Source organism: Desulfonatronum parangueonense (genome assembly GCF_054656975.1).
The window spans coordinates 1,374,967-1,398,563 of record NZ_BAAHXH010000003.1 but is presented as its reverse complement, the minus strand read 5'-3'; the positions used below and the strand labels follow the sequence as shown (position 1 = coordinate 1,398,563).

Annotated in this window: 23 protein-coding genes and 1 riboswitch; of the genes, 12 read left to right on the top strand and 11 right to left on the bottom strand. The window is 53.7% G+C overall.

What is annotated here, in order from left to right:
• Window positions 1–121: 121 nt before the first annotated feature.
• The 5 genes from ACYQ15_RS06495 to ACYQ15_RS06475 all read right to left on the bottom strand — a co-directional run bounded on the left by ACYQ15_RS06495 (window position 122) and on the right by ACYQ15_RS06475 (window position 3,773).
• Window positions 122–457 carry a hypothetical protein gene (locus ACYQ15_RS06495; protein WP_459936714.1) on the bottom strand — a complete coding sequence of 112 codons (336 nt, stop codon included), beginning with the start codon at window positions 455–457 and terminating at the stop codon, window positions 122–124.
• Window positions 435–677 carry a hypothetical protein gene (locus ACYQ15_RS06490; RefSeq protein ID WP_459936713.1) on the bottom strand — a complete coding sequence of 81 codons (243 nt, stop codon included), beginning with the start codon at window positions 675–677 and terminating at the stop codon, window positions 435–437. Before ACYQ15_RS06490 ends, ACYQ15_RS06495 begins: the two co-directional genes overlap by 23 nt.
• A gap of 263 nt (window positions 678–940) precedes the next feature.
• A complete protein-coding gene (hemA, locus tag ACYQ15_RS06485) occupies window positions 941–2,278 on the bottom strand; it encodes a glutamyl-tRNA reductase (protein ID WP_459936712.1) in 1,338 nt (445 codons plus the stop codon).
• Between the two features lie 3 nt (window positions 2,279–2,281).
• On the bottom strand, window positions 2,282–3,109 hold the full coding sequence (ccsA, locus tag ACYQ15_RS06480) for a cytochrome c biogenesis protein CcsA (RefSeq protein ID WP_459936711.1): 828 nt from the start codon (window positions 3,107–3,109) through the stop codon (window positions 2,282–2,284).
• A complete protein-coding gene (locus ACYQ15_RS06475) occupies window positions 3,096–3,773 on the bottom strand; it encodes a precorrin-2 dehydrogenase/sirohydrochlorin ferrochelatase family protein (RefSeq protein WP_459936710.1) in 678 nt (225 codons plus the stop codon). The genes ccsA and ACYQ15_RS06475 overlap by 14 nt, the downstream gene beginning before the upstream one ends.
• Before the next feature lie 184 nt (window positions 3,774–3,957).
• Between ACYQ15_RS06475 and ACYQ15_RS06470 the strand changes: the two genes are divergently transcribed.
• Complete coding sequence (locus tag ACYQ15_RS06470; RefSeq protein WP_459936199.1) at window positions 3,958–5,016, top strand: IS110 family RNA-guided transposase; 1,059 nt, start codon at window positions 3,958–3,960, stop codon at window positions 5,014–5,016.
• Window positions 5,017–5,831: 815 nt separating this feature from the next.
• Here the strand turns inward: ACYQ15_RS06470 and ACYQ15_RS06465 are convergent.
• The 6 genes from ACYQ15_RS06465 to ACYQ15_RS06440 form a co-directional block, all read right to left on the bottom strand.
• On the bottom strand, window positions 5,832–7,508 hold the full coding sequence (locus ACYQ15_RS06465; protein WP_459936709.1) for an ArnT family glycosyltransferase: 1,677 nt from the start codon (window positions 7,506–7,508) through the stop codon (window positions 5,832–5,834).
• A gap of 190 nt (window positions 7,509–7,698) precedes the next feature.
• On the bottom strand, window positions 7,699–8,202 hold the full coding sequence (locus ACYQ15_RS06460) for an REP-associated tyrosine transposase (protein ID WP_459936708.1): 504 nt from the start codon (window positions 8,200–8,202) through the stop codon (window positions 7,699–7,701).
• Window positions 8,203–8,501: 299 nt separating this feature from the next.
• Entirely contained in the window at window positions 8,502–9,347 is an 846-nt protein-coding gene (locus ACYQ15_RS06455) for a TVP38/TMEM64 family protein (protein ID WP_459936707.1), read from the bottom strand.
• Entirely contained in the window at window positions 9,344–10,108 is a 765-nt protein-coding gene (locus ACYQ15_RS06450) for a glycosyltransferase family 2 protein (RefSeq protein ID WP_459936706.1), read from the bottom strand. Before ACYQ15_RS06450 ends, ACYQ15_RS06455 begins: the two co-directional genes overlap by 4 nt.
• Before the next feature lie 650 nt (window positions 10,109–10,758).
• The gene (locus ACYQ15_RS06445) at window positions 10,759–11,169 is read right to left on the bottom strand and encodes a type II toxin-antitoxin system VapC family toxin (protein WP_459936705.1); all 411 of its coding nucleotides are present in this window, start codon (window positions 11,167–11,169) and stop codon (window positions 10,759–10,761) included.
• Window positions 11,166–11,420 (bottom strand): hypothetical protein, encoded by a 255-nt coding sequence (locus tag ACYQ15_RS06440; RefSeq protein WP_459936704.1) that lies wholly within the window; start codon window positions 11,418–11,420, stop codon window positions 11,166–11,168. The genes ACYQ15_RS06445 and ACYQ15_RS06440 overlap by 4 nt, the downstream gene beginning before the upstream one ends.
• Before the next feature lie 413 nt (window positions 11,421–11,833).
• Here ACYQ15_RS06440 and ACYQ15_RS06435 point away from each other — a divergent pair, with 413 nt between their 5' ends.
• The 11 genes from ACYQ15_RS06435 to ACYQ15_RS06385 all read left to right on the top strand — a co-directional run bounded on the left by ACYQ15_RS06435 (window position 11,834) and on the right by ACYQ15_RS06385 (window position 23,541).
• Window positions 11,834–12,091, top strand: coding sequence for a ribbon-helix-helix protein, CopG family (locus ACYQ15_RS06435; protein WP_459936703.1), 258 nt, complete (start codon window positions 11,834–11,836; stop codon window positions 12,089–12,091).
• Window positions 12,088–12,501, top strand: coding sequence for a type II toxin-antitoxin system VapC family toxin (locus tag ACYQ15_RS06430; RefSeq protein WP_459936702.1), 414 nt, complete (start codon window positions 12,088–12,090; stop codon window positions 12,499–12,501). Before ACYQ15_RS06435 ends, ACYQ15_RS06430 begins: the two co-directional genes overlap by 4 nt.
• A gap of 231 nt (window positions 12,502–12,732) precedes the next feature.
• A riboswitch (cyclic di-GMP riboswitch) is annotated at window positions 12,733–12,841 on the top strand.
• Window positions 12,842–13,047: 206 nt separating this feature from the next.
• Window positions 13,048–13,434: a type II secretion system protein gene (locus ACYQ15_RS06425; protein WP_459936701.1), complete on the top strand. Its 387-nt coding sequence runs from the start codon at window positions 13,048–13,050 to the stop codon at window positions 13,432–13,434.
• Window positions 13,435–13,589: 155 nt separating this feature from the next.
• Complete coding sequence (locus ACYQ15_RS06420; protein ID WP_459936700.1) at window positions 13,590–15,635, top strand: tetratricopeptide repeat protein; 2,046 nt, start codon at window positions 13,590–13,592, stop codon at window positions 15,633–15,635.
• A 351-nt stretch (window positions 15,636–15,986) separates the two neighbouring features.
• Window positions 15,987–16,931 (top strand): glycosyltransferase family 2 protein, encoded by a 945-nt coding sequence (locus ACYQ15_RS06415; protein ID WP_459936699.1) that lies wholly within the window; start codon window positions 15,987–15,989, stop codon window positions 16,929–16,931.
• A gap of 6 nt (window positions 16,932–16,937) precedes the next feature.
• Entirely contained in the window at window positions 16,938–18,080 is a 1,143-nt protein-coding gene (locus tag ACYQ15_RS06410) for a glycosyltransferase family 4 protein (RefSeq protein ID WP_459936698.1), read from the top strand.
• Window position 18,081: 1 nt separating this feature from the next.
• Window positions 18,082–18,822: a class I SAM-dependent methyltransferase gene (locus ACYQ15_RS06405; protein ID WP_459936697.1), complete on the top strand. Its 741-nt coding sequence runs from the start codon at window positions 18,082–18,084 to the stop codon at window positions 18,820–18,822.
• Window positions 18,823–18,917: 95 nt separating this feature from the next.
• Complete coding sequence (locus ACYQ15_RS06400) at window positions 18,918–19,649, top strand: class I SAM-dependent methyltransferase (RefSeq protein WP_459936696.1); 732 nt, start codon at window positions 18,918–18,920, stop codon at window positions 19,647–19,649.
• 2 nt (window positions 19,650–19,651) lie between these two features.
• Window positions 19,652–21,460, top strand: coding sequence for an ABC transporter ATP-binding protein (locus ACYQ15_RS06395; RefSeq protein ID WP_459936695.1), 1,809 nt, complete (start codon window positions 19,652–19,654; stop codon window positions 21,458–21,460).
• Window positions 21,461–21,541: 81 nt separating this feature from the next.
• Entirely contained in the window at window positions 21,542–22,474 is a 933-nt protein-coding gene (locus ACYQ15_RS06390) for a hypothetical protein (RefSeq protein ID WP_459936694.1), read from the top strand.
• Window positions 22,475–22,563: 89 nt separating this feature from the next.
• Entirely contained in the window at window positions 22,564–23,541 is a 978-nt protein-coding gene (locus ACYQ15_RS06385; RefSeq protein ID WP_459936693.1) for a glycosyltransferase family 2 protein, read from the top strand.
• Window positions 23,542–23,597 lie beyond the last annotated feature (56 nt).

The window sequence follows — 23,597 nt, the reverse complement described above, 5'->3', positions numbered from 1 at the left end:
GTGTACCCCGTGTACCCCGTGGTTCAATCTTGAGGGTCTGGTTTCGATTTCGATTTCGATTGCGATTGCGATTGCGATTATGTGGGGGGCACGAGGATGTTCGTTGGATCGGGGGGGGTGATTATACGGGGATCTCCAGCCGGCTCAAGGTCTCATCAACCTGATCCAGGATCCACTCACGCTGGTTTGGCGTTGCGTAGGCGATGCAGGAGCAGCGGAGCTTGCCGCGGCCGCGGACCAGGAGTTCCACCTTGAACCAGTCTTGGCCGGTTTCCAGGGAACAGACAAAGGGGCCGCATTCTTCCGCGTGCTGGGCTTGTTCCGGGGAAAGCAGATCGTCCGGAATCTGCAGCCAGTACATCCCGTCCACCGAGGCCTTCAGGCCCTGGGATTCCAGGAAAGGCAGCAGTCGCTGCATGTCGGTCGAATTCAGTTCATCGATCAGATACGAGCGCAATGGATTCCTCCATGTAGTTTTCGTCTGGGCGTGGAATGAGAGGATTACTTCGTCTCGGGAACGAGTTTTCGTGAAGCATGGGGTTTGGGAACAAACCGCCCGCTTCGCTCATGGCGCTGAGGACGCCAAGGAAAACATTTTTGGAAAGCAGGGCAAGAGCTGCTTTCCAAAAGGATTGCCACACCCCTTCCGGGGTGATGAGATGTTCGTAGTCAGGCATGATGCCTTGCACCTTTCGCATCTTTCCAGCGGGGGATGGTTCATTCTGACGTAAATTCAGGTTGACTCTTTCCGGGTACCTGACATTCATTCCGGTGCCGAGGTGTAGGGGCGGTTCGCGAACCGCCCCTACGACAGGCCGGCATCCGCATGGGGTTGCACAAGGCACCTGTCGATCGTCAACTTCTTCTTGGCGTTCTCCGTGCCTTGAGCGACCAACGGGAGCGGGCGGTTCCATCCCGCATGTTGGCCGATTCCGCCAGGTCAGTCCTGATTCTTCTTCGCTCCGCATCGCCGATCCGGGTGGGCGTCCGGCATGGGTGGTTCGTTGTCCAGATTGAACATTCTGCGGGTGATGTCGATGTACCGGGCGCCGGCGTCTTCTTCCCGAGCGCGGCGCTTCAGGAAATCCAGGGGCTGGTGGTAGAGCTTGTGGGCCAGGGAGAGGACCAGGGTTTCCAGGGCCTCGTTGATTTCCGGATCATCGGCCTTGGGGCCCAGCCGGCGCAAGGTCTTCTTCAGTTCCTTGCGGGCAATGTGCTCGCCGGAGGACAGCAGGTCCAGGATGGTCGGCTTGAGGTCCAGCGAGCGCAGCCAGATGGCGAATTTTTCCGTTTCCTCCTCCACGAGGACCATGGCCTTGGCCGCTTCGGATTTGCGCTGGCTGAGGTTTTCCTCCACCACCTCCTTCAGATCGTCGATGTCGTAGAGGAAGATGTTGTCCAGGCTGTTCACGTCCGGATCGATATCCCGGGGCACGGCGATGTCGATGAAAAACATGGGCCGGTTGCGGCGCTGCTTCATGATGGATTGGACGTCGCGCCGCCGAATGACCGTCTGGGTGGCCCCGGTGGAGCTGATCACGATGTCCGCTTCGGCCATCCGCTCGAAGAGTTCGGAGAAGAGCACGGCCTCCCCGCTGATCCGGGAGGCCAGTTCACAGCCCCGGGCGTGGGTGCGGTTGGCGATGAGCATCCGCTTCACTCCGGCGGATAGCAGGTGCTGGGCCGCCAGTTCGGCCATTTCGCCGGCGCCCACGAGCATGGCGGTCTGGCCGCCCAGGTCGCCGAAGATGCGTTTGGCCAGTTCCACCGCGGCAAAGCTGATGGACACCGCGTTGGAGGCCACCTTTGTTTCGGTGCGCACCCGTTTGGCCACGCTGAAGGACTTGTGCAGCAGCCGGTTCAGCACCACGCCGGCGGTTCCCTGTTTGAGGCTGCGGCGGTAGGCCTGCTTGAGCTGGCCGAGAATCTGGGGTTCGCCGAGGATCATCGAATCCAGGCTGGAAGCCACGGAAAAGAGATGGGTCACCGCGTTCAGGTTCTGGTGGATATAGGTGTGCTTTTGCAGCTCATGGACGTCGCCGTTGCGGGTTTCGGCCCAGAAATGAAGGATTTCCTTGGCCAGGTCCCTGTCCGGGCGCCCAACGGCCAGAAATTCCACCCGGTTGCAGGTGGAGAGGATCATGGCCTCCTTGACGCCGGATTGCGCCGTGATCAGCCCCTGTTCCCGGGGATCCGGGTCAGGCAGGGCGTAGCGCTCCCGCACCTCGACCGGCGCGGTGCGGTGGTTGAGTCCGAGCAGACAGATGTGTTGATTCATGACTCAGGGTTGAAAGCTGTGGTGGGTGTCCAGAAAAAAGTTGATCCCGATCATGGAGATCAGGGACAGGGCGAAGATCCAGATGGCCAGCTTGGCCGGCTTGCGGCCGCGCCATCCGTTGACGAGGCGCTGATGGAACAGGAAGGCGAACAGCAGCCAGACGATGATCGCGGCGACTTCCTTGGGATCCCAGGAGAAAAAACGTTCCCAGGTGAAGTGGGCCCAGAGAAAGCCGGACAGCAGGCCGATGGTGAACAGCGGAAAGCCCAGATTAACGGCCCAGGAATTGACCTTGTCGAACATGGCCAGGGAGGGCAGATCCTTGCTCAGGCCGGTGATTTTGGCCTTGCCCTTGATCTTGTTCTCCAGGAACAGATAGACCGCGCCGGAGCTGGCTGCCATGGCCAACAGGCAGATGCTCAGAAACAGCGTGCCGATATGCAGGCCGAACCAGAGCAGCATGAAACTGTCCGGAAGGGCCACCTCCACGCTGGGCAGGGTCGTGGCGAAGGAGTAGGCGATCAAGGCCAGGGGCAGGGCGGTCAGGGCCAGGAAATTGGTATGCAGCCGCCAGTTCAACGCCAGATAGACGATGATCAAGGTCCAGGCCAGGAGGCTGAAATGAAAGGGCCCATGACCCAGGGCGTCCACGCCGTGTCTGTTCAGATAGAAAAGGATGTCCAGGGTGTGCAGGCCGAACCCGACGACCGTGGAAATCTGACCGGCCTGCCGGAGCAGCGGCTTGCGCACCAGGACCGCGGTAATGTGGAGCAGGGCGCCGACAAAATAGAGCGCCAAGGCCGCGAGTTCCAGGATTTCAATCAGGTTCACTGACAACGCCCTCCAGGCGATGGTGCAGGGTTTCCGGAAGGTGCTTTTTCAGCACGTCCAGGACCAGTTCCGGATCGTCCTGGCTGATCACGTCCAGCAGTTCGGAGCGGGTCAGGTTCCGGAACAAGGCGGTGTTCACCGACGTGGGCAGCTCCAGTTCCAGGACCAGGGGCCGCAACCGGCGCATCAGGGCCAGGAAGCGGCCGTACTCCGGTCCGAAACAGGTTCCCAGCTCCTCGCGGATTTTCTTGGCCAGGGCCGGACTGGAGCCGGAGGTGGAAACGGCGATGGTCAGATCGCCCTGGTTGTGCATGGAAGGAAGGATGAAGCTGCACTTTTCGGGCTGATCCACGATATTGCACAAAATGCCCCGCTCCGCGCAGAGGCGGCTGATTTGCCAGTTCAGAGACTCGTCGTTGGTGCAGGCAATGACCAGGAAGCGGCCGTCCAGATCAGCGGGTTCGAAGGTGCGGACGTGATAATCCACCAGCCCCTGGTCGATCACTTCCTGCCAGCAGGGATCCGGTTCGCGGGTGTCCACGATGCGCAAGCCTGCCGGCGCGCAGGAAAGCAGGGTCTGCACCTTGCGTGTGCCAACCTGGCCCACGCCGACCACAAGGCAGTGTTTGTCACGTAAGTCGAGAAGAATGGGGTAATAGCGCATGGGTAGTTGTGATTGGTGTTAGAATGAGGTTCGGGAGCTTGTTTGGGGTATAAGTATACTTGAATATTGAACCGCTCGCTTCGCTCAAGGTAGGATGAGAAGGCTGGCCCTCCTAACGAGCTATGAGTAAAATCATGCTCAAAGTTCAACGCAGTCTTTGCTGCAAACATGAGGAGAACCAGCCATGAAAACACTATTCAACTTTACACTCGGTGTCGACCTTGGCGACAAGCAAAGCGCTGTTTGCATTATTGATCCAGCCGGCAACATTCAGCAAAAATTGAAAGTGACCACTACAATGACAGCCTTCAAGAAATTTTTCTCACCCTTTGCTGGAAATTTGGTTGCTATTGAAAACGGTACCCACTCTCCCTGGGTCAGTCATTTACTGGAAAAACTAGGATGTCGGGTTCTTGTGGGCAACGCTCGCAAACTTCCTTCCATCTGGCGTAGTCCGGTCAAGACTGATTTCCGCGATGCCGAGACCTTGGGCAGGATAGCGAGATTTGATCCAAATCTGTTGTACCCTATCTATCATCGTAACGAAGGAGCCCAGGCGGATCTTGCAATCATCAAGGCCAGAGACATGCTGGTTCAAACCAGGTCCGGATTGATCAACTATGTTCGCGGCGCGGTGAAATCGATGGGAGCACGCATCCCGGATTCCAGCGCTGAAGCTATGGCCAAACGTGCCAAAGAACACATGCCGGAAATTCTGAAGCCAGCATTGTTGCCGCTGCTTTCGCAAATTGAGCAATTGAACAAGGCGATCAGGGAGTATGATCGTCAGATAGAGAATCTGAGCAAGGAGAAATACAAAGAGACGGAAGTATTGCGACAGGTAGTCGGAGTTGGTCCCATAACTGCACTGGCGTTTGTCCTGACCCTGGAAGATTCCACCCGTTTTCAAAAGAGCCGTGAAGTCGGTCCGGCCTTGGGTATGGTTCCTCGCAAGGATCAATCCGGAGAAATGGACAAACAGCTTCGGATCACCAAATGTGGTAACATCTACTTGCGTCAGTTGCTGGTCAATTGTGCGCATTATATCCTCGGCCCTTTTGGACCTGACTGCGAATTAAAGCGATTTGGAAACAGAATATCTCAACATGGTGGTAAGATGGCCAAAAAGCGTGCAGTCGTCGCCGTGGCACGTAAATTAGCCGTGTTGTTGCATAGGCTCTGGGTTACAGGAGAGGCTTACGATCCTTTCTATAACCAGCCAAAAGCCAAAAAAGCAGCCTAAAGTGCAGCCGCACCATATAAAATCAATAATCGCTCCCAAAACATTGAATTTGTCCAACATAATTACATGAACCAATCACGGTAAAGAAACATGTCGTCAAGTCAATCTGTTATCACACCTTCATCAATGCCCATAATTGAAAAGTCCCATCCGGAAGACTGCGATTGGCGTCCAGGTCAAGTCGCTTGCCGGCGACAACAAAAGACCGTGCTTAAGGTGGCAGCTTCCAACATGAGGATCCCACAGTGCACCGGGCCTAATGGCAAAGGCCCACTAAGAGTGCGAATGGAAGCATGACTTAATGGGACTGCTCACCAAGGGCTCGCAGGCATAAAAAGGTGGTCCGCCACGGCGGACGTTGACTAGCCTTCTCATGGAAGGCGCCAAGTTCGCCAAGAAAACATAATAGGAAAGCAGGGGAAAAAGCTGCTTTCCAAATGGATTTCCTCCCCCTGATGGGGGTATTCACCTTCCACGCTTGGCGTTCTTCGTGCCTTAAAGCGACCAGCGGGAGCGGGCGGTTCAATTTCTTCCATGGATTTTCATGAGCAGTTCCTCGTCACGCACAAAATCCTTTGAAAGATAAAAGAAAGCAGCTGAGAACTCAATCCATTTCAGTCGGACCTCAGGGCACTTGATTCTCGGGTTTCATCTATCGCAATCGAAATCGAAATCGCAATCGAAATCGGAAAAGGGTATTCTTCACCGGTGTGCCGTTATCTCATGACATGACGATCGATTTCGATTGCGATTTCGATTGCGATTTCGATTTGGATGAGAGTAAGTTAGCGTATCATGGTGTTGTGGAGCCGGATTCACCGTCCGGCATTGGCGTAGATGCCGATGGTGACCCATTGCCCCTTGGAGTAGTTGAATCCCCGGACATTGGCCAGTGGTTCAACCGCAAGACCGATTTCGTCCAGAGTGTCTTGGAACTGGGCTTTACGGCGGGATTCGATCAGGGCCAGGCCGTGGGGATGTTCCGCCAGATGGTGGGCGGCCTGGATAGGATTGATGAGCCGGATGTTCGTGCCCAGCAAAAAGACCAGACTGGGTTCCTGGAAGCCGGTGGAAGCGATCCGTCCGTGCAGATCGGGATGCTCCTGGCGCAGGGCCTCGATGGTTTGCTGCAGGGTCCGGCTGACCCAGAAGCCGCGCAGTTCCGGCAGCCCCTTGCCCAGGATCACCGGGAAGACCAGGACCGCGCCCAGAAGCAGCACACCGCAGACCTGGAGCATTTTCCGTTCGCGGTACAGCCGCCATCCGGCATAGGTCATGCCCGCTACGATCAGGGCCGCGAGTAGGCCCCACCAGGAGACGGATCTGTCCAGGTACAGCGGGGCGATTACCAGTCCCAATCCCAGAACCGCGCCGATGATCAGCCACAAGCCGGAGCCGATTTTCTCGATCCAGCGGCCGTACTTGCCCGGTTCCACCTGCGCGGCAAGACCGGCCAGCCAGAGGGCCGTGAGTAGCGCGATGGCCGGGTAGAGCGGCAGGACGTAGTGGGGCAGCTTGGTGGGGACCAGCTCGAAGATGATCCAGTTGGGCACGATCCAGGCCCAGAGGAAGCGGGGCAGACGATTGGAGGTCTCGCCGGAGCGCATTTTCCAGGTCCGGACCAGGGCGGGCCAGGCCAGGAGCGAGGCCGGCCAGAAGGTCAGGGTGAAGAGCAGGAGATACATTCCCGGAGGCGCGCCGTGGGATTCGTGGCCGGAGATCAGCTTGGGCAGCAGATCGCCCTTGACCGCGTCGGAGACAAAGGAGCCGTCCGTGGCCATGGAAACGGCGATCAGCCAGGGCAGGACCATCACCGCGACCAGAAGCAGTCCGGCCATGGGGCGCAAGCCGCGCAGCCAGGAGAAGCGGCGGGGATCGTGGCGGTCGGCGATGAACAGGGTGACCAGGGTGACTCCGGCGATCATCGGCCCCACCGGCCCCTTGAGCAGGATCGAACCGCCCATCCCGCCCCAGAAAAGCAGCCACAGCCATGGCTCGGCCGGCGTGTCCGGCTTGCGGACATAGTACCTGGCCAGGGCGACCTGGATGGCGGTGATGAACGCCAGGAGCATGGCGTCCGTCTTGGCCAAATGGGCTTCCGTGACCAGCAGTACGGTTGCTGCCAGCATGGCCGCGGCCAGAAAGGCGTACTTCGCCTCCATGGCCCGCTTGGCCAGGGAAAAGGTCAGCAGCACGGCCAGCACGGCCCCCAAGACGGAGGGCAGGCGGTACGGCCAGAGCGCATCCGGATTGAAGATCCTGGCCGAAGCAGCCTGCAGCCAGTAGATCCCCACGGGTTTCTTGTGCCGATCCTGCTCCTGGAACTTGATCCGAATAAAGTCCCTTTCCTCCAGCATCTGCTTAGAAGCCTGCGCAAACCGCGCCTCATCCCGGTCAAACGGCGGCAACGTCGTCATCCCCGGCAGAAAAAGAACCAGGCAAAACAGAACCAGCGCCAGATATCCAAGCGGACCGTCAAGATGTTTGTTCATTTGTGTATTCCTGGTTGATCAGGATGGTTAATGGCTCAATCAAATCGAAATGCATCCTGGGATCGCCGCACAAGTGCGGCCCTGGGACCGCCGCACCCCAGTGCGGCCACCTCTTGCCGCAAGGCAAGAGTTCAAAAGTGGGGTGCGGCGGTCCTAGAGTGGCCGCACTGGGGTGCGGCGGTCCCAGGCATCAAGCCGCACTTCTTCTTGCTGCGGCGCTTCCCCAAGGCCATTCCTCAGGACTTGCGGCCAAGCCGGCTTTGACCGGGTTCATGGTGATATACTCCCGAACCGTGAGGAGATGGCTTTCATTGCGAATGAAGCGATCCCAGTAGTCTCTTTGCCACACAGGATGTTGGGGCTGTATGTCGGGGCGGGAGTTGATGAACCGGGCTGTATAATTTTTCCAGGATAAAACGATCTTACTCAAGGGAAAGTTATCGATCGGTTCGATCAAGACATGGCAATGGTTGGGCATGACCACCCACTCCAACAATCGATAGCGCTCTCCGTCAAATCGAAACCACGTTTCAATCACCATTTCCGCAACGTCGGGGCTTTTCAACAGGCAGGAACCATGGCCCGCGTCAAGATATGCCTCGATCTTCCGGCGCAACTCAGCTTCCCGCCATGCGTCATCCCGATCCATCGCGTCCGCTTCGGCCTTCATTCGGACAATGACTGCGCGAGGCATGGAATCGGCCAGACGATAAGTGATATGCTGGATCAGGTTCTGCGCGTCGAAATGCGGCAGATATCCTCTTGAATACCAGCCCAAATGGTCTTTTCGGGGCTGTACCTGTAACTGTGCTTGGGACTGTGCTTGGGACTGTACGTGGGACTGTGCCTGGGACCGCCGCACCCCAGTGCGGCCACTCTTCTTGCAGCTAGGCGAAATATTCGGAGGCTTCGGAGAGAGTAAAACGGGCCGCACTGGGGTGCGGTGGTCCCGGAGTGGCCGCACTGGGGTGCGGCGGTCCTGAGGTGGGGCAGTCATCTGTAGCGTCCTTGTTCCGTGATCACATTGTCCTCTTCCTCCCGCAATTTCAGCACCTTCTTCCGGTAGTAGTCGATGAAGTACCAAATTGCGATAAACGCAACCACCGCGGCGATGATGGAGATGATGCTGGTTTGCAGGGTTTCCTGGGTGGCGCCGGCTCCGATGAGGGTTGCGGGGATGGCCTGGGGGAAGGTGCCCAGGATAGTGCCCAGCAGGAAGTCCCGGTGCCGGATGGGCAGCATGCCCATCATGATCGTGGAGTAGAAGCCGGAGAGCGGCATCATTCGGATGCCGAAGACCGACATCGCGCCTCCCTTGCCGATGCGCTTCTGGATGCTGTTCAGGTTCGGCCGCTTGCGCAGAAAGGAAAAGCTCCATCCGGCATGGCGGACCAGGGTGAAGATGGCGTAGAATCCGATCAGGGTTCCGGCCTGGGTGAGCAGCAGTCCCTGCCAGAACCCGAAGGCCATGCCCCCGATGGAACAGAGCAGGAGCCGGGGAATGCCGATGGAGATGAGCAGGGTCACCCCGGCGATGTAGAGCAGCATTCCGGAAAGCCCCTGCGCCTTGAACCAGGCTCCGAGCATTTCGGTCTGGGCCAGTATAGTCCGCAATGGGGTGAAGTTCATCACGATCAATCCCACCAGGACGATCAGAATCAAGATCCCACCCAGGAAGCGGCGGCGTTTCCAGAACGGCTTGCCGGAAAATCCTTCCGGCCTTGCGCGGGGCCTTTCGGGCTGCATGTCGGAGAGGGGGCCGGAAGGCTGTCCGGACGCATCAGCCGGTGCTTTTCGTGAATTGTCGGCCGGATTCTTCTCGGCCTGGAGATCAGTCATTCTGTTCCATTTCGTGATGTATCTCGGCCGGGTCCCTCGGACCAGCGCTGGAGCGGGATGGCCCGCCGGGTGTACCAGCGGATGGCGATGCAATCCAGAAGCCCGCGCCAGAGCCGGTTGCCGATGCCGTATTTGGATTCGCCGCTGATCCGCGGGCGGTGGTTGATGGGATGTTCGACCACGGTCAGGCCCCGGCAACGCAGCAGCGTGGGCAGGAAGCGGTGCATGCCGTTGAAGACCGGCAGTTCCGGCAGGGCCTCCCGGCGGATGACCCGGAAGGTGCAGCCGGCATCGGCGATCCGGTCCCCGGCCACGATGTCCCGAAATCGGTTCCCCATCCGGGAGGAAATGCGCTTGATCCAGTTGTCCCGGCGATTGGCGCGGATTCCGGAAACCATGGCCGTGCCCGGTGTCAGGGCGCGGAGCAGGGCGGGGATGTCCCGCGGGTCATGTTGCATGTCCGCGTCCATGGTGATCAGGATCGGCGCGGCGGCAACCTGGAAACCCGTGGCAAAGGCCGCGCTCTGGCCCAGATTGCGGATGTGTCGGAAGACGCGCAGATCGCCGCGCTGCTCGTGAAGCTCCCGCAAAACCGCAAGACTGCCGTCCCGGCTGCAATCATCCACGCAAATGATCTCGTAAGGACGCCCAAAATCCTTCAGCACACCCCCCAACTCCTCGATCAGGGGCCGCAGGCAGCCTTCCTCGTTATAGACGGGCAGGACGCAGGATATGGCGGGAGGAGCGACGGGTGGTGACATCAGGATTCGTGGGGACGAGAAGAGGGTTTGTCTGGAGTTTTGGACGTGGTGAAATGGTATCTGCTCAAAACTTGTGGCATTCAACGGGATAAATCCCGGAAGCGCCGCACCCCAGTGCGGCAACGGTGTAACGCACTCAGGGCAAAGTTCCGGCTGGAGCATGGCCCCCGTAAGCAAGGCCCCCGTAGCTTGGTACGAAACTCCGCGTCGATGGGTATCCCTGCACAAGGGAACGTCATCGTCCGGAGTTTTTGAGCACTTACGTGAAATGGAGTTATCTATTTGTCCAGACAGAACATGTCAATTCTGGGTCAAATCGAAAAACCGTAGGGGCAGACCACCATGTCTGCCCTGTGTGTCCGCGGTTGCATGGATGGTCGGCATGCTTGCGTCTGATCAGATTCTATTCACCACGGGGATCACGGGGGGCACGAAAAGAGTGTTGGTTTAACGGAAAACGTTCCCCGTGCCCCCCGTGATCCCCGTGGTTAAACCATCAATGGTGTCGATTGGTGCATTAAAATGTCGTTGTGGTGTTAAGTCAGCGCTTATGACCTGAAGGGGAGACATCATAGAGCCGGTGGTTCGAGCAAAATAGAATGATAATGCGGGAAATTCATCCGGCGTCTCAAATGAACGTGTCGCTATAGTTAAGGGAGCATGTCCTCTGGAGACCGGCAAAGCAGCAGGTTGCGGATGAAGGCAAAATGTTGGTCCAGGGTGAAGACGGGCCATCCGTGTCGCATGGCGGTTGCCGCGATCCACAGGTCGTTTGTCGGGATCGGCTTGCCGTCTTCGCGGAGTTGCCGATAAATCCGCGCATAGTGTTCCGTTGTTTCCTTGTCCACCGGAACCCAGGCAACGCGTGGGGATTTCAAAAAATCATTCAACTCCATGCGGTTGTCTTTTTCTCGATTGCCAAAAAGAAATCCGGCCAGGAGTTCCGCCAGAACTATGACGCTGACCCGGATTGCTTCGGCTCTTCTGATGACTTCAACGGCATTAGGGCGACCTCTTTTGAAGGCCGCATAGGCGTTCGTGTCAATCAGAATGCATTTCATCGCCACATGCCCTCATCAATCTGCCCGAAAGGCTCCGTGGCCTCGCGAAACGAATTCTCGTCCGTCTCGGTCCATGTGCCGGCCAGGTGGTCCAAGTCGTCATGAGGCGCCCCTTGATCTTGGCCAATTCCCAGGCCCTTCCTGATATATTCAAGAATTAAAGAATTGATGCTGGCCCCGGTACGTTCGGCCTCGGCTTTGAGCATTTGCTTGGTATCCGCGTCAATTCCGCGAAGACTGATAGTCGTCATGATATCCTCCTCTGTGCATGTTAACATCATTGTATGATATCGCGATCCACTACTCAAGGTAGGAGGACGCCGAGAAGAATTTTTGTCTTCCGCTGGAAAGATGCGGCAGGCAAAAGGCTTCACGCCTGACGGCGAAGTGACGTCACCCCGACAGGGGTGAGACATCCTTTTGGAAAGCAGCTCTTTCCCTGCTTTTCAAAATGTTTCCTTGGCGTCCCCTGCGACTTGAGCGAAGCGGGCGGTTCATAACTTCTTGTTTTTTCTTGTAGGCTATCAGGAATGAGTCACTAATAACAATTTCTTGTTTTTGTACCGGCAATCCGTCAGGCGGACACGAGGGCGAGCCCTTGCATATTGACGAGCCGGAAGGGCGCGTCTAATTTGTAGTCAATTTGATTGCAAAGGAGGCTTTCATGCAAATGACAATCCGTATCCCTGACGAATACATGGAGCAAGTTCAGCATATTTCCCTGCGAACAGGTCTGAAAAAATCCGACATCGCCAGGTTGGCCATCAAGGATTTTCTTGAACGTTTTGACTTACAAGAGCAGGAGGACAAACCCATCCACAAGGCATCAGATCTGATCGGCGTTGTCCGCAGTGGAATTCCTGACCTGGGCCGAAACCATCGCCGTCATATTCTCAAAGGGATCAAGGACCGTGAGTCGTGAGAGCCTTGTTGGACACTGGGCCATGGGTCGCGCTGATCGATTTGAGTGAAGCCTCACATGCTATGTGTGTTGAGTGGTTTGGGGCTTTTACCGGTACGCTTTACTCGACGGAGCCCGTGCTGACAGAAGTCCTTTATCTCCTGAACTTCTCCCTGAATGCCCAGCAAGCGGCCCTGGACTACGTCCTTCGTGGGATAGTCACACTTGTCCCAACTGACATCCACGCATTGGATTCAGCAAAGAAACTCATGGGTAAATATGCCGATCTGCCCATGGATTATGCTGATGCCACCCTTGTCCACCTTGCCTCGGAATCCAGGATATTGAACATTGTGACCCTGGATCAGAAAGACTTTCATGTATATCGCACTCCTGACAAAAAGCCGTTCAACATCTTCCCCGTAGAGTAACGGATGAGGACCATCCTTCCCCATTCCAGTTGTCAAAATCCAGCTTTTATTGAACTGTCAGAACAAATTCCCCATGCAAATTCAGTCTCGCCGGATATGCACTTGATCTCTTGATCAACATCGAAAAAGCAGCGTTTTAAATACTTGCTACACCAAAGTTCACATTATTTTTTTAGTGCCCCTTGACAAGGTTCCCTCACTTATGCGTAATGCAGTTAACTGAATGACGCAGTCCGATAAGGGCAAACCATCCGAAAGGGTGGGACGCAAAGCCAACGGCCTAAATTTTGCCCGCCTCGCAACAACAAAGCGGGTGGGACAGGGCGGCAGGGTTGCCGGACACACTGGGCAGAGCCGATGCAGAACAGGCAAAGCCCGGCAGAAGTCAGAGTTGATGGCGGAAATGCAGCATATTCTTTTTCCCCCTGATCCCTCTCTTCGAAAAGCCCGCGCCAGAAGGACAGTCGTTCAGTACTGGTGACCATGTGGTGGCGTTCAGGCAACACCAAAACGCAACGGGCTAATCATTTATCAAGGAGGGACACCATGTCCATGACCATGCCGAGGAAAGGGGAAAAAGGCTTCACGTTGATCGAATTGCTGATCGTCGTGGCGATTATCGGGATTCTGGCGGCGATAGCGATTCCGCAGTTTGGGAAGTATCGGGAGAGGTCAGCAGTTGGAGCGTTACAGGCTGATTTTCGTTCATGCTTGAGTGAGGCAGTTGCAAATTATGCAGCTGAAGGGCATATGTCCATGAATTGTTCCGGCATACTTGACAGTCGTATTGATCATTCTGGAGAATTAATAATTGATATTGATGAAGACGGTAAGCCGGAATTTAGAACACCACCTAGTGTAACTGAGTATGGTGGTGTTAAAATTGGCGTTGATTGTGTACTTGATGACGGAAGACGTATTGAGTGTACGTGATCCACTAATTAAATCAAAATTTTTTTTGTATTACGATAGGGAGGCTTTGCCTCCCTTTTTTTGATCGTTAATTTTTGGAATCTGAATCTTTAAAATAAAAACTGATCATCGATTTTTATCAACAAATGTTCAATTTTGGATAGGTAGATTTTGCTGTGAAAAACTGCTGGCATCTATTTTTAATATCTTTTTTTATTATATTTTTGCATTTAAACAGTTTTAGTGGTACATGGTTTTTTGATGATATTCCCAATATCACCTCAAATTCTAATATCCATTTTGACAGACTAGATTTAGCAACCATCACAAAATCTTTTTATGGTACAACTGGTGAAAAAATTGACCGGCCCTTGTCCTATCTGACGTTTGGACTGAACTACTATATCCACGGTTTAGATGTCTTTGGGTATCATCTGGTCAATCTCGCCATTCACTACCTGAGCGCCCTGTTCCTCTACCTCATTATTTTTAATACCCTACACTTGCCCCTGCTAGCTCGTAAATACGCCGCTCATGCGGGGTCTATCGCCCTTCTGGCCACAATCCTCTGGGCCATCAGCCCAATTCAGGTCACTGCAGTCACCTACATAGTCCAGCGCATGGCTTCCATGGCCGGGATGTTTTTCATCATGGCCATGTTTTTCTATCTCAAGGGGCGGACGGGTGAGGGACTGCTTCGGAAGATTGTTTGTTTCACTCTCTGCATTATGTCCGGTCTTTTGGCCGTAGCCTCCAAGGAAAACGCGGCCATTCTGCCCGTAGTCATCTTTCTCTACGATCTGATTCTCATTCAAGGGGTCAACCGGGAAACTCTCAAGCGTAACCTGCTCTGGGCAGCGGTGCCGCTTGTCATCCTTATTGGGCTGGCCTTTGTGCTGGCTAATCCGCTAAACATGCTCTCCGGATATGCCAATCGCGAATTCACCCTGATGGAACGCCTGCTGACCCAGCCGCGTATCCTCGTCTATTATGTTTCCCTGATGCTTTATCCTATCATGGACCGCCTGACTCTGGTTCACGAAATCGAGCTGTCCAGATCGCTGTTCACGCCCTGGACCACTTTGCCAGCCATCCTGTTCTGGGGTGGCGTGGTTGGTCTGGGTACATTCCTGGCCAAAAAGCAGCCCTTGATATCCTTCTGCCTGCTGTTTTTCGTGGTCACGCACTTGATCGAAAGCTCCATCATTCCATTGGAGCTTATCTATGAGCATCGTAACTATATCCCGTCCATGATGTTCTTTTTGCTCCTGGCCATTGGCTTTGTCACGTTGCTTGAGTTTTTGCGCCAGGCCGGGAAAAACTTGGCCCTGGTTTTCGTGGCCGGATTGTTGTGTTTCATGCTCTTCGATCAAGGCCATACTGTCTATGCCCGCAATCAACTCTTTCATCACCCTTTGTATCTATGGGAAGACAATGTGAAGAAAGCCCCTGGATTGAGTCGCGTGCACAATAATCTGGGACAAGTCTACTGGGATATGGGGGAGTATGAAAAAGCCAGGATTTCTTTCATGCGAGCCATTGAGACAGACAGGCACCATCGACATACATTAAGGGCTGTTCCGTATACCAATATGGGCAATTACTATCTACATGCTGGAAACGATCCTCTTGCCGCAATAGAGTATTTTCAAAAATCACTTGAAATCAGACCGAACCATTGGCCTACGCTGTACAAGCAAGCCTATGCTCTCGTATATCTGGACGCGCTCCAGGTCGCGGATGCATACCTTCGACAATGCATTGCCGACATGCCAGGTATTTCTGTTTTTTATCTCCTCCACGGCTTCGTCCTGCTCCATGGAAATCAGCCTGAATCAGCCATCATACAGGCGAGTAACGCTCTTAGGATGAAGTCGCAAAATGTATCAGCTTATAAAGTCCTGGGTGAGGCAAACAGACAGTTGGGTAATCTCGAAGTGGCGAAACGTTCCTGGCTTGCCTATGCTGCTGTTTACCCACGGGATCTGCAAACCAATCTGGCTCTGCTGGACCTGGCTTGGCAAACCGAGGATCATGCGCTACTTGGGCAGACCACTGTCAATCTTCTAGCCTTGAAAGGCGATCACTCATGGCAAGAACTGTTCAGCACTCTGCCCAAATACAAAAGTGAACGTGTCTGGATGGGCGATCCGCATGACTTGCTGCCCCTCTTTCGAGAGGGCGTGGTGATGGAAGCTGGAGATGTCAGCCATTATGAATAAGCTGTAACTGTTCAGCTAGGCATGTTCGGGATAATCAGCCACGACGTGATGAAAAGCACTTGCGTTTCACTTTGAATATCACGCGAAGAGAACGAAGGCTGGATGTCAAGTGCGGCATCAATTGGTTAGCACCTTGTCTTTCGTGCTCTTCGTGCCCTTCGTGGTGATGATAATAATTGACATAAATCAAAGAAATATAACAGTGAATTGGGATTCAAAGTGATCTTTTTGTAGTGTTGATCCCAGTATGATCCCTTTGCCGCATTGACTGAGTCACGAGCGTTTTTCTTCCGCAGTCCGGCAGATTTGTTGCCATTAATCATCTCCCGAACGTCCATACAAAGGCTCGTCATGACGAATGCGGACAGCACTGAAACGCCCTCTCGATATGGAGAACCGGTCCACGTCAGTATCATTCTGCCTGTACACAACGAGGCCGAAACTATCACTGGGCTGATCCGTCAGGTACGCGCGACAATGACGCAACTTGGGTTGACCTGTGAAATCATCGTGATCGATGACGGCTCCACAGACGGCTCGGCGGCCCAGGCTCAGGCTGCCGGAGCGAAGGTGGTCAGTCGTCCCTGCAACATGGGCAACGGGGCGGCGGTGAAGGCCGGGGTTCGTTTGGCCAGGGGGCGTATCGCGGTCCTCATGGACGGCGACGGGCAGCACGATCCCGCTGACATCCCCAGGCTGCTGCAAAAGCTGGATGAGGGGTACGACATGGTGGTGGGGGCGCGCAATGCCAAATCCCAGGCTTCCCTGCCGCGTCTGTTGGCCAATACCATCTACAACCGTCTGGCAAGCTGGATGACCGGGTGCCGTGTGGACGACCTGACCTCCGGCTTCCGGGCCGTGCGTCTGGCCCGGTTCCGTGAATTCCTGCACCTGCTGCCCAACGGCTTCTCCTACCCCACCAGCAGCACCATGGCCTTTTTCCGCAGCGGCTATCCCATGGCCTATGTACCCATCACCGCGGGCAAGCGGGCCAAGAACAGCAACAGCGGTATCCGACCTCTGCGCGACGGCCTGCGCTTTCTGCTGATCATTCTGCGCATCGGCACCCTGTATTCTCCCCTGAAACTTTTCGTGCCCGTGAGTGCATTTTTTTTCCTTTCCGGCTTCGGGCACTATATTCACACCTACCTTTCTTACGGCCGGTTCACCAACATGAGCGCCCTGCTGTTGAGCACGTCGGTACTGGTTTTTCTCATCGGTCTAGTATCGGAGCAGATCACCCAGCTTATTTATCGGCCGTTGAGCGCGCCTGATCCCGTGCCGAAGGACGAATAGCCCTCCATGCAAAAGCCGCGGAAAAAGGCGCTGCTCGTAACCCGCAACCTGCCGCCGCTGGTTGGCGGCATGGAGCGGCTGGTCCTGCATGTGGCGGAGGCCTTGCGGAGGGAGTATCAGGTGCATGTCATCGGCCCGGTTGGTTGCGCAAAGCATTTGCCGCACGACGTGACCACCACGGAAATCCCCGTTCATCCCTTGCCCTGGTTCCTGATCAGGGCTTGTTGCGCTTCTGTCTGGCAGGGGCTCCGGTACAGGCCGGACCTCGGTTTTGCCGGAAGTGGCCTGACCGCTCCGTTTGCCTGGCTCGCGTCCCGGCTGATCGGGGTGCGCTGCGCCGTCTATCTGCACGGCCTGGACATCGAGGCCCGTAACCCGGTTTACCGCTCAATCTGGCCTTTGTTCTTGCGCCGTTGCGACCTCGTTTTCGTGAACAGTCGCTTTTCGCAAGGACTTGCAGAGGTCATCGGCATCAACCCGAGCCGCATCCATGTTCTGCATCCCGGAGTGGCTCTCCCGGACCAGTCCGTCGCCGCGCAAAAACGCCAGGCTTTCCGCAAGCGGTACGTACTGGGGAACGCGCCGGTGATGCTTTATGTAGGACGGATTACTGTGCGCAAGGGGTTGGCCGTGTTCGTGCGGGACATCCTGCCGCTGATCCTGAGAGAACGGCCCGATGCCCGGCTTGTGGTGGTGGGGGACGAGGCAAGGCAGGCCTTGTTGCAAAATCCCGGTGAGGCGGAGCGGGTTCGGGGTTTGCTGGACGAGCGTAACCTGGCTCATGCAGTGCTGTTTTTGGGGCAAAAAGCCCAGGACGACCCCGAGCTTGAAGAAGCATACTTCGCCGCCGATGTGAACGTCTTTCCGGTCCAGCAGCGTAAACACGACAACGAAGGCTTCGGCATGGTCGCCGTGGAAGCCGCGGCCCACGGCCTGCCCACCGTGGCCTTTGCCGTGGGGGGAGTGCCCGAGGCTGTGCAAGATGGTGTTTCCGGACGTCTTGTCAAAGCAGGCGACAACCAAGGCTTTGCCCGGGCCGTGCTGGAATTTCTGCATGCCCCCAACGAATTCTTCGCATCCCAGGCCAGAGACTTCGCACAGCGCTTCGCCTGGGACGCCTTTGGGCGGCAAATGTTGGAGAAACTCTAGAATGCCGCTAACAATTCGCATGCTGAAGCGCTTGCTTAAACCGATTTCGCGAACGCCGCTGCATCCGCAATGGCTGCTCTCGTTTGGGCTTCCGGATAAGAGAGACTGGTTACGGCAGCATGCCCGCGGACTGATGCTGGATATCGGTTGCGGGGACGCATGGCTCAGAAGAGCCCTGTTTAATGAGGTCCAGTACATTGGCCTTGACTATCCGACGACCATGGCACTTGGTTACAGCGGTCGACCAGATATCATGGCAGACGCAACTATGCTGCCCATTGCCAGTGAAAGCGTCGGCACCGTCGTCCTGATCAATGTGCTTGAGCATATAGCCCAGCCAGAAAAAACCATAGCAGAGGCGGCGAGGGTTTTAAAACCAGCGGGGAAATGCCTGCTCCAGGTGCCGTTTCTTTATCCCATGCATGATGAACCACATGATTATCATCGATGGACCCGCTACGGTTTGCTGCGCCTCCTGGAAGAAAACAGCTTCAACGTCGAGGAGATCAAACATTCCTCGTCGCCATACGCTGCAGCGGCAACTCTGTGCTCCATGGCACTGGCAAAAAGCATTTTCGACGGATTGCGTCAAAAAAGTCCAATCGTTCTAGCGGCTCCCTTAATTTTTTCTTTAATACCAGCAGTCAACCTGTGCGGATGGGGCATGAGCAAGATATTGCCAAATTCCCCCATCATGCCTTGCTCATATATGGTCGTCGCCGTAAAAAATATAGGTGTTTGAGGTCGCGGTTCCGGGCTCTATTTAGGAACTTGAAGGGTGTGCTCCGGCAGGCAGTTTTTTGTGAAACCTCAAAAGATTATGAGTTGTAACCTGCCATGACCAACAATCCAAAAGATTGGCGAAGCCATGCCAATATAAATTTTGAGCAGCGCTCCCTTAAAGCCGAAAAAATCATACGCATTCTGGAGGCTCGACAGCCGCTTGAGGGAGCGCGCGTTCTTGATATAGGTACTGGATCAGGAGTGATAGCGGCCTGTATTGCCGAACGCGTTGGGCCGCGTGGTGACGTGGTGGGATTGGATGTGCAAGACCAGCGAGTCGTCAAGGAGGGCTTCACATTCATTCAGGTTGCAGACAGCCGTTTACCCATGACAGACCAGTCATTTGACGTGGTGCTCTCGAATCATGTCATTGAACATGTCGGAGGACCGACTGCACAAGGGCAGCACCTGTCTGAGATATATCGTGTTTTGCGCAATCAAGGAGTAGCCTACCTCACCGCGCCAAACCGCTGGGCCATCATGGAACCGCACTACAGGTTACCCTTCTTAAGCTGGCTGCCTCATCAACTTGCCGGTGTCTATCTTAAGGCTTTTCATAAGGGAAAAGTATATGACTGTTATCCGCCCGGTCCGGCACAGCTTTGCCTTTTGCTGCAAAAAGCGGGCTTCAGCCGTGAAACCGTGGCCGGACAAGCGGTCAGGATACTGTACGAGCTTGAGGGCGGAAAAGGATTGCGACGAGTTGCCGCGAGCATGCCGACATGGTTCATAGATTATTTCGCTTTCCTCTCCCCAAGTTTTGCGTTTTTAATCAGGAAGTCGTGAAGGTGACAACCTACAAAAAAATCCTTGACCTCCTGACTCCCAAGGAACGCCGGCAGGGGTATATGCTGTTGGCGATGATCCTGGTGATGGCCGTGCTGGATACGGTTGGGGTAGCCTCTATCCTGCCGTTCATGGCCGTGCTGGGCAATCCCGAGGTGGTTCAGACCAATCCCTGGTTGAGCAGGGTTTATCAGGGGCTTGGTTATGATGATCTGGAATCATTCCTTTTTTTTCTTGGCTTGGTGGTCTTCCTGGCCCTGGTGCTGTCCATCTCCTTCAAGGCCTTGACCCAGTATGCCCTGCTGCGCTTCACGAACTTGCGCGCCCACTCCCTGTCCTGCCGCCTGTTTCGGGGCTACCTGCGGCGACCCTACGTCTGGTTTCTTGGCCGGCACAGCGCGGACCTGGGCAAGAGCGTGCTGACCGAGGTATCCCTGGTGATCAAGCAGGTCCTGGTGCCCATGTTGCAACTTATTGCCCACGGCACAGTAGCCGTGTTTCTGACCATTCTGCTGGTGGCGGCAGACCCGTTTCTCGCTCTTGTGGTGGCCGCTGTCCTTGGTGGTGCCTACCTCTTTACCTATGTGGCAATTCGGGGGGGGATGGCCAGGATCGGACAGGACCGGGTGAACGCCAACCGGGAACGGTTCAAAGCCATCCAGGAGGCTCTGGGAGGCATAAAGGAAGTCAAGATCGCAGGCCGGGAGGAGTCGTTTTTTCGGCGGTATGTTGGTCCTTCCCACCGCTTTGCCAGACACCAGGCCAACAATCAGATCGCCGGTCAGATGCCCCGGTACATCCTGGAGATCATGGCTTTTGGCGGTATCCTGCTTATTGCCCTCTATCTGTTCAGGACCCATGGCAGTTTCAATAGCATCCTGCCATTGCTGGCCCTGTACGCCTTTGCCGGGTATCGTCTCCTGCCTGCCCTGCAGGAGGTGTACAAGCAGTCGGTCAATCTACGCTTCGGACTGCCAGCCTTGGATGAACTGCACCAGGATATGCGGACCGTGGCTGGGAGCGAGGCCAGGAAGTCGCCAGACTTTTCCGAGATGACTGCTCCCGTGAAGAGCATCGCCCTGGAGGGGGGTTGGTTCACCTATCCCGACTCCCAATCGCCGGTGGTCAAGGATCTGAGCATGATCATCCCGGCCCGGTCCACTGTGGGCCTGGTGGGATCCACCGGCTCCGGCAAGACCACCCTGGTGGACATCATCCTGGGCCTGCTCGAACCGCACAAGGGGCGGTTGCTGGTGGACGATACCCCCATCACGCCCGGGAATGTCCGCGACTGGCAAAGCCATTTGGGCTATGTTCCCCAGCATATCTTTCTGGCCGACGACACCGTGGCGGCAAACATCGCCTTTGGGGTGCTGAATGAGGAGGTTGATATGGCTGCCGTTATCCGGGCCGCCAAGATCGCGGAACTCCATGAATTTGTATCAAAGGAACTGCCAAAGGGATACGACACCGTGGTCGGGGAGAGGGGCGTTCGCCTTTCCGGGGGCCAGCGTCAGCGCATCGGCATTGCCCGGGCACTTTATCATGATCCGGAGGTGCTGGTTTTTGACGAGGCTACATCGGCGTTGGACAACTTGACAGAAAAGGCGGTCATGCAGGCCGTGACGAAACTTTCTAAGCAGAAAACAATCATAATGATAGCGCATAGGCTTAGTACAGTGGAGAAATGTGACCAGATTTTTCTGCTTGAACATGGCCAGCTTATGGCACGGGGCAGATATGATGAGTTGCTGGATGTAAGCCAGGAGTTTCGGCGAATGGCGGCGGTGAATGAATCAAAGCAAGAATAAGGAACGAGGAACCAAGTATCGATATATGGCAGCGGCGGTAAATCAGTAAAACTTGACAGCCAATAACTGCGTTACAAAAAAATGGACAAAAAAAGCTTAATCAAAATTTTACGAAAAGTTACACCCCAATCACTACGGCAAAGACTGAACAGGCATTTTGACGAACTTGCTCTAAATGCAGGATTTGTTCGTCCAAAGCCGGAGCCTGTAGACTTTAGAGGTCTGGTTGATGATCCAAAAGAAGCCCTTGCACGTTCTGGCGGACTCCCTGTTATGATTGATGTACCTGTGGAGCGTTGTAGGTGTTTTGGGCCAATAGCTTTTAAGCTGATTAATAACTCGAGTCATCCGTATTTTATGACAGCTATAGAATATTTAAAAGGAAAATCAAAAGAATACGATTCTTCTCCGCTTAAATCATACTATATTTTAGTCCAGCCAAAAAATGTCGCTGAATTGCTTGATATTGATGTTGATGTTGAAAAAGATATTTTGAATTTCAAAAAAATTAATCCATTGGGATACAGGTTGCCCTGGCAAGGCTCTCCGAGCTTAGAAGAACTTAGTATAAAGTCAAAAATGTATATTATGGAGTCTAAGATTATTGGATATGATTTTAATATTGATGATGGAATTGACTTGTATGGGCCAGTATCAGAACGTAGGGGAAATTTTGAGTTAAGTCGTATATACAGACTCATAAATTCAATATCAATGAATGGATATTGTTGTTGTAAATACGATCTTGTTACAGGAGATGTGTTATATAATAATAATGATTATGTCGTATTGATCAGACGAGGTCAGCACAGGTCTGCGGTTTTAGCTGCGATGAATTACAAAAGTGTTTCTGTTAAGATAAGATTGGAAAATATTATTTGTAGAAGCCATATGGTAGACTGGAAAGGTGTTAAGGCGAAGTCTTTTTCTGGTGAGCAATCATTGAAATTATTCGACCGTATTTATCAAGGTAAACAGCCAAGATTTATGTTGAATGTATGGCCCCAACTTTAAAATAATTTTATCTCAATAAAGTGTGATTCCGTATTAATGTGCAAATTTATATTTTTTAATTATATCAGATGACATTCATTAGCGTAATAATGCCAGCATATAATACAGATAAATATATCTCATCTGCTATTGATTCGATATTGCTGCAATCTTTCAATAACATTGAATTAATTGTTGTTAATGATGGATCAACTGACAGAACACTTGATATCGCTCTCTCATATGAAAAAAGAGATGAAAGGGTAAAAGTTTTTAGTCAAGATAACAAAGGACAAGGATCAGCTAGGAATTATGGCATAAAAAAGGCTAGAGGTAAATATGTTTATTTTATGGATAGCGATGATTTGCTGAATTCACAAACATTTTCCATCTGCCTTGATCATATACATCAAAATAACCTGGATATGGTGTCATTCTCAGGTAATGTTTTGTGTGAAGATAAAAATCAAGAAAACAGATTCGTCAATTATCAGAAACCTGATTTTTTAAATCCGTGCCTTGGCAAAGAATTGCTTGTAAACTTGTATTCTCAGGATGCCTATTCTTGTCAACCGTGCCTTTATATCTTTTCCCGAGATCTTTTAACCGTAATGCCAAAATGGTTCGATGAGGGCTTTGTTCATGAAGACGAAGGATTCACTGCAGAGCTTTATTGCCGTGCAAAAAGAGCTATTTCTATGAGCAATCGATTTTTTACACGTCGCATACGTCTTGGCTCAACCATGACAAGTGATCATTCATGGCACAATGTACTAGGTAAAACGCAGGCAGTTTTGCGTATAGAGTCTATTATTTCGGAATGTAGGTCCATCGACCCAGAAACAAGAAATATTCTCCGCCTTCATCAAAAGGGTATACTTAGAGGAGCCAGAAAATTATCTGAAACAATAGGCTGTCAGGATGATTTTATTTCTTTCGTCGAGGAAAAATTCAGTACAAGGACAATTTGGCAGATTGACCCTGCAATGCTGTTGTATAATCGGATGAACTTTCTTTACCGTACTCTCAGAAAAACGAAGCAGTTTCTTTGCAAACCTAGAACAACGAAAAATAATCATGCCATATAATCATGCAAGCAAGTACGAGCCATATCCGTAATCATCCCCACCCACAACCGCCGACA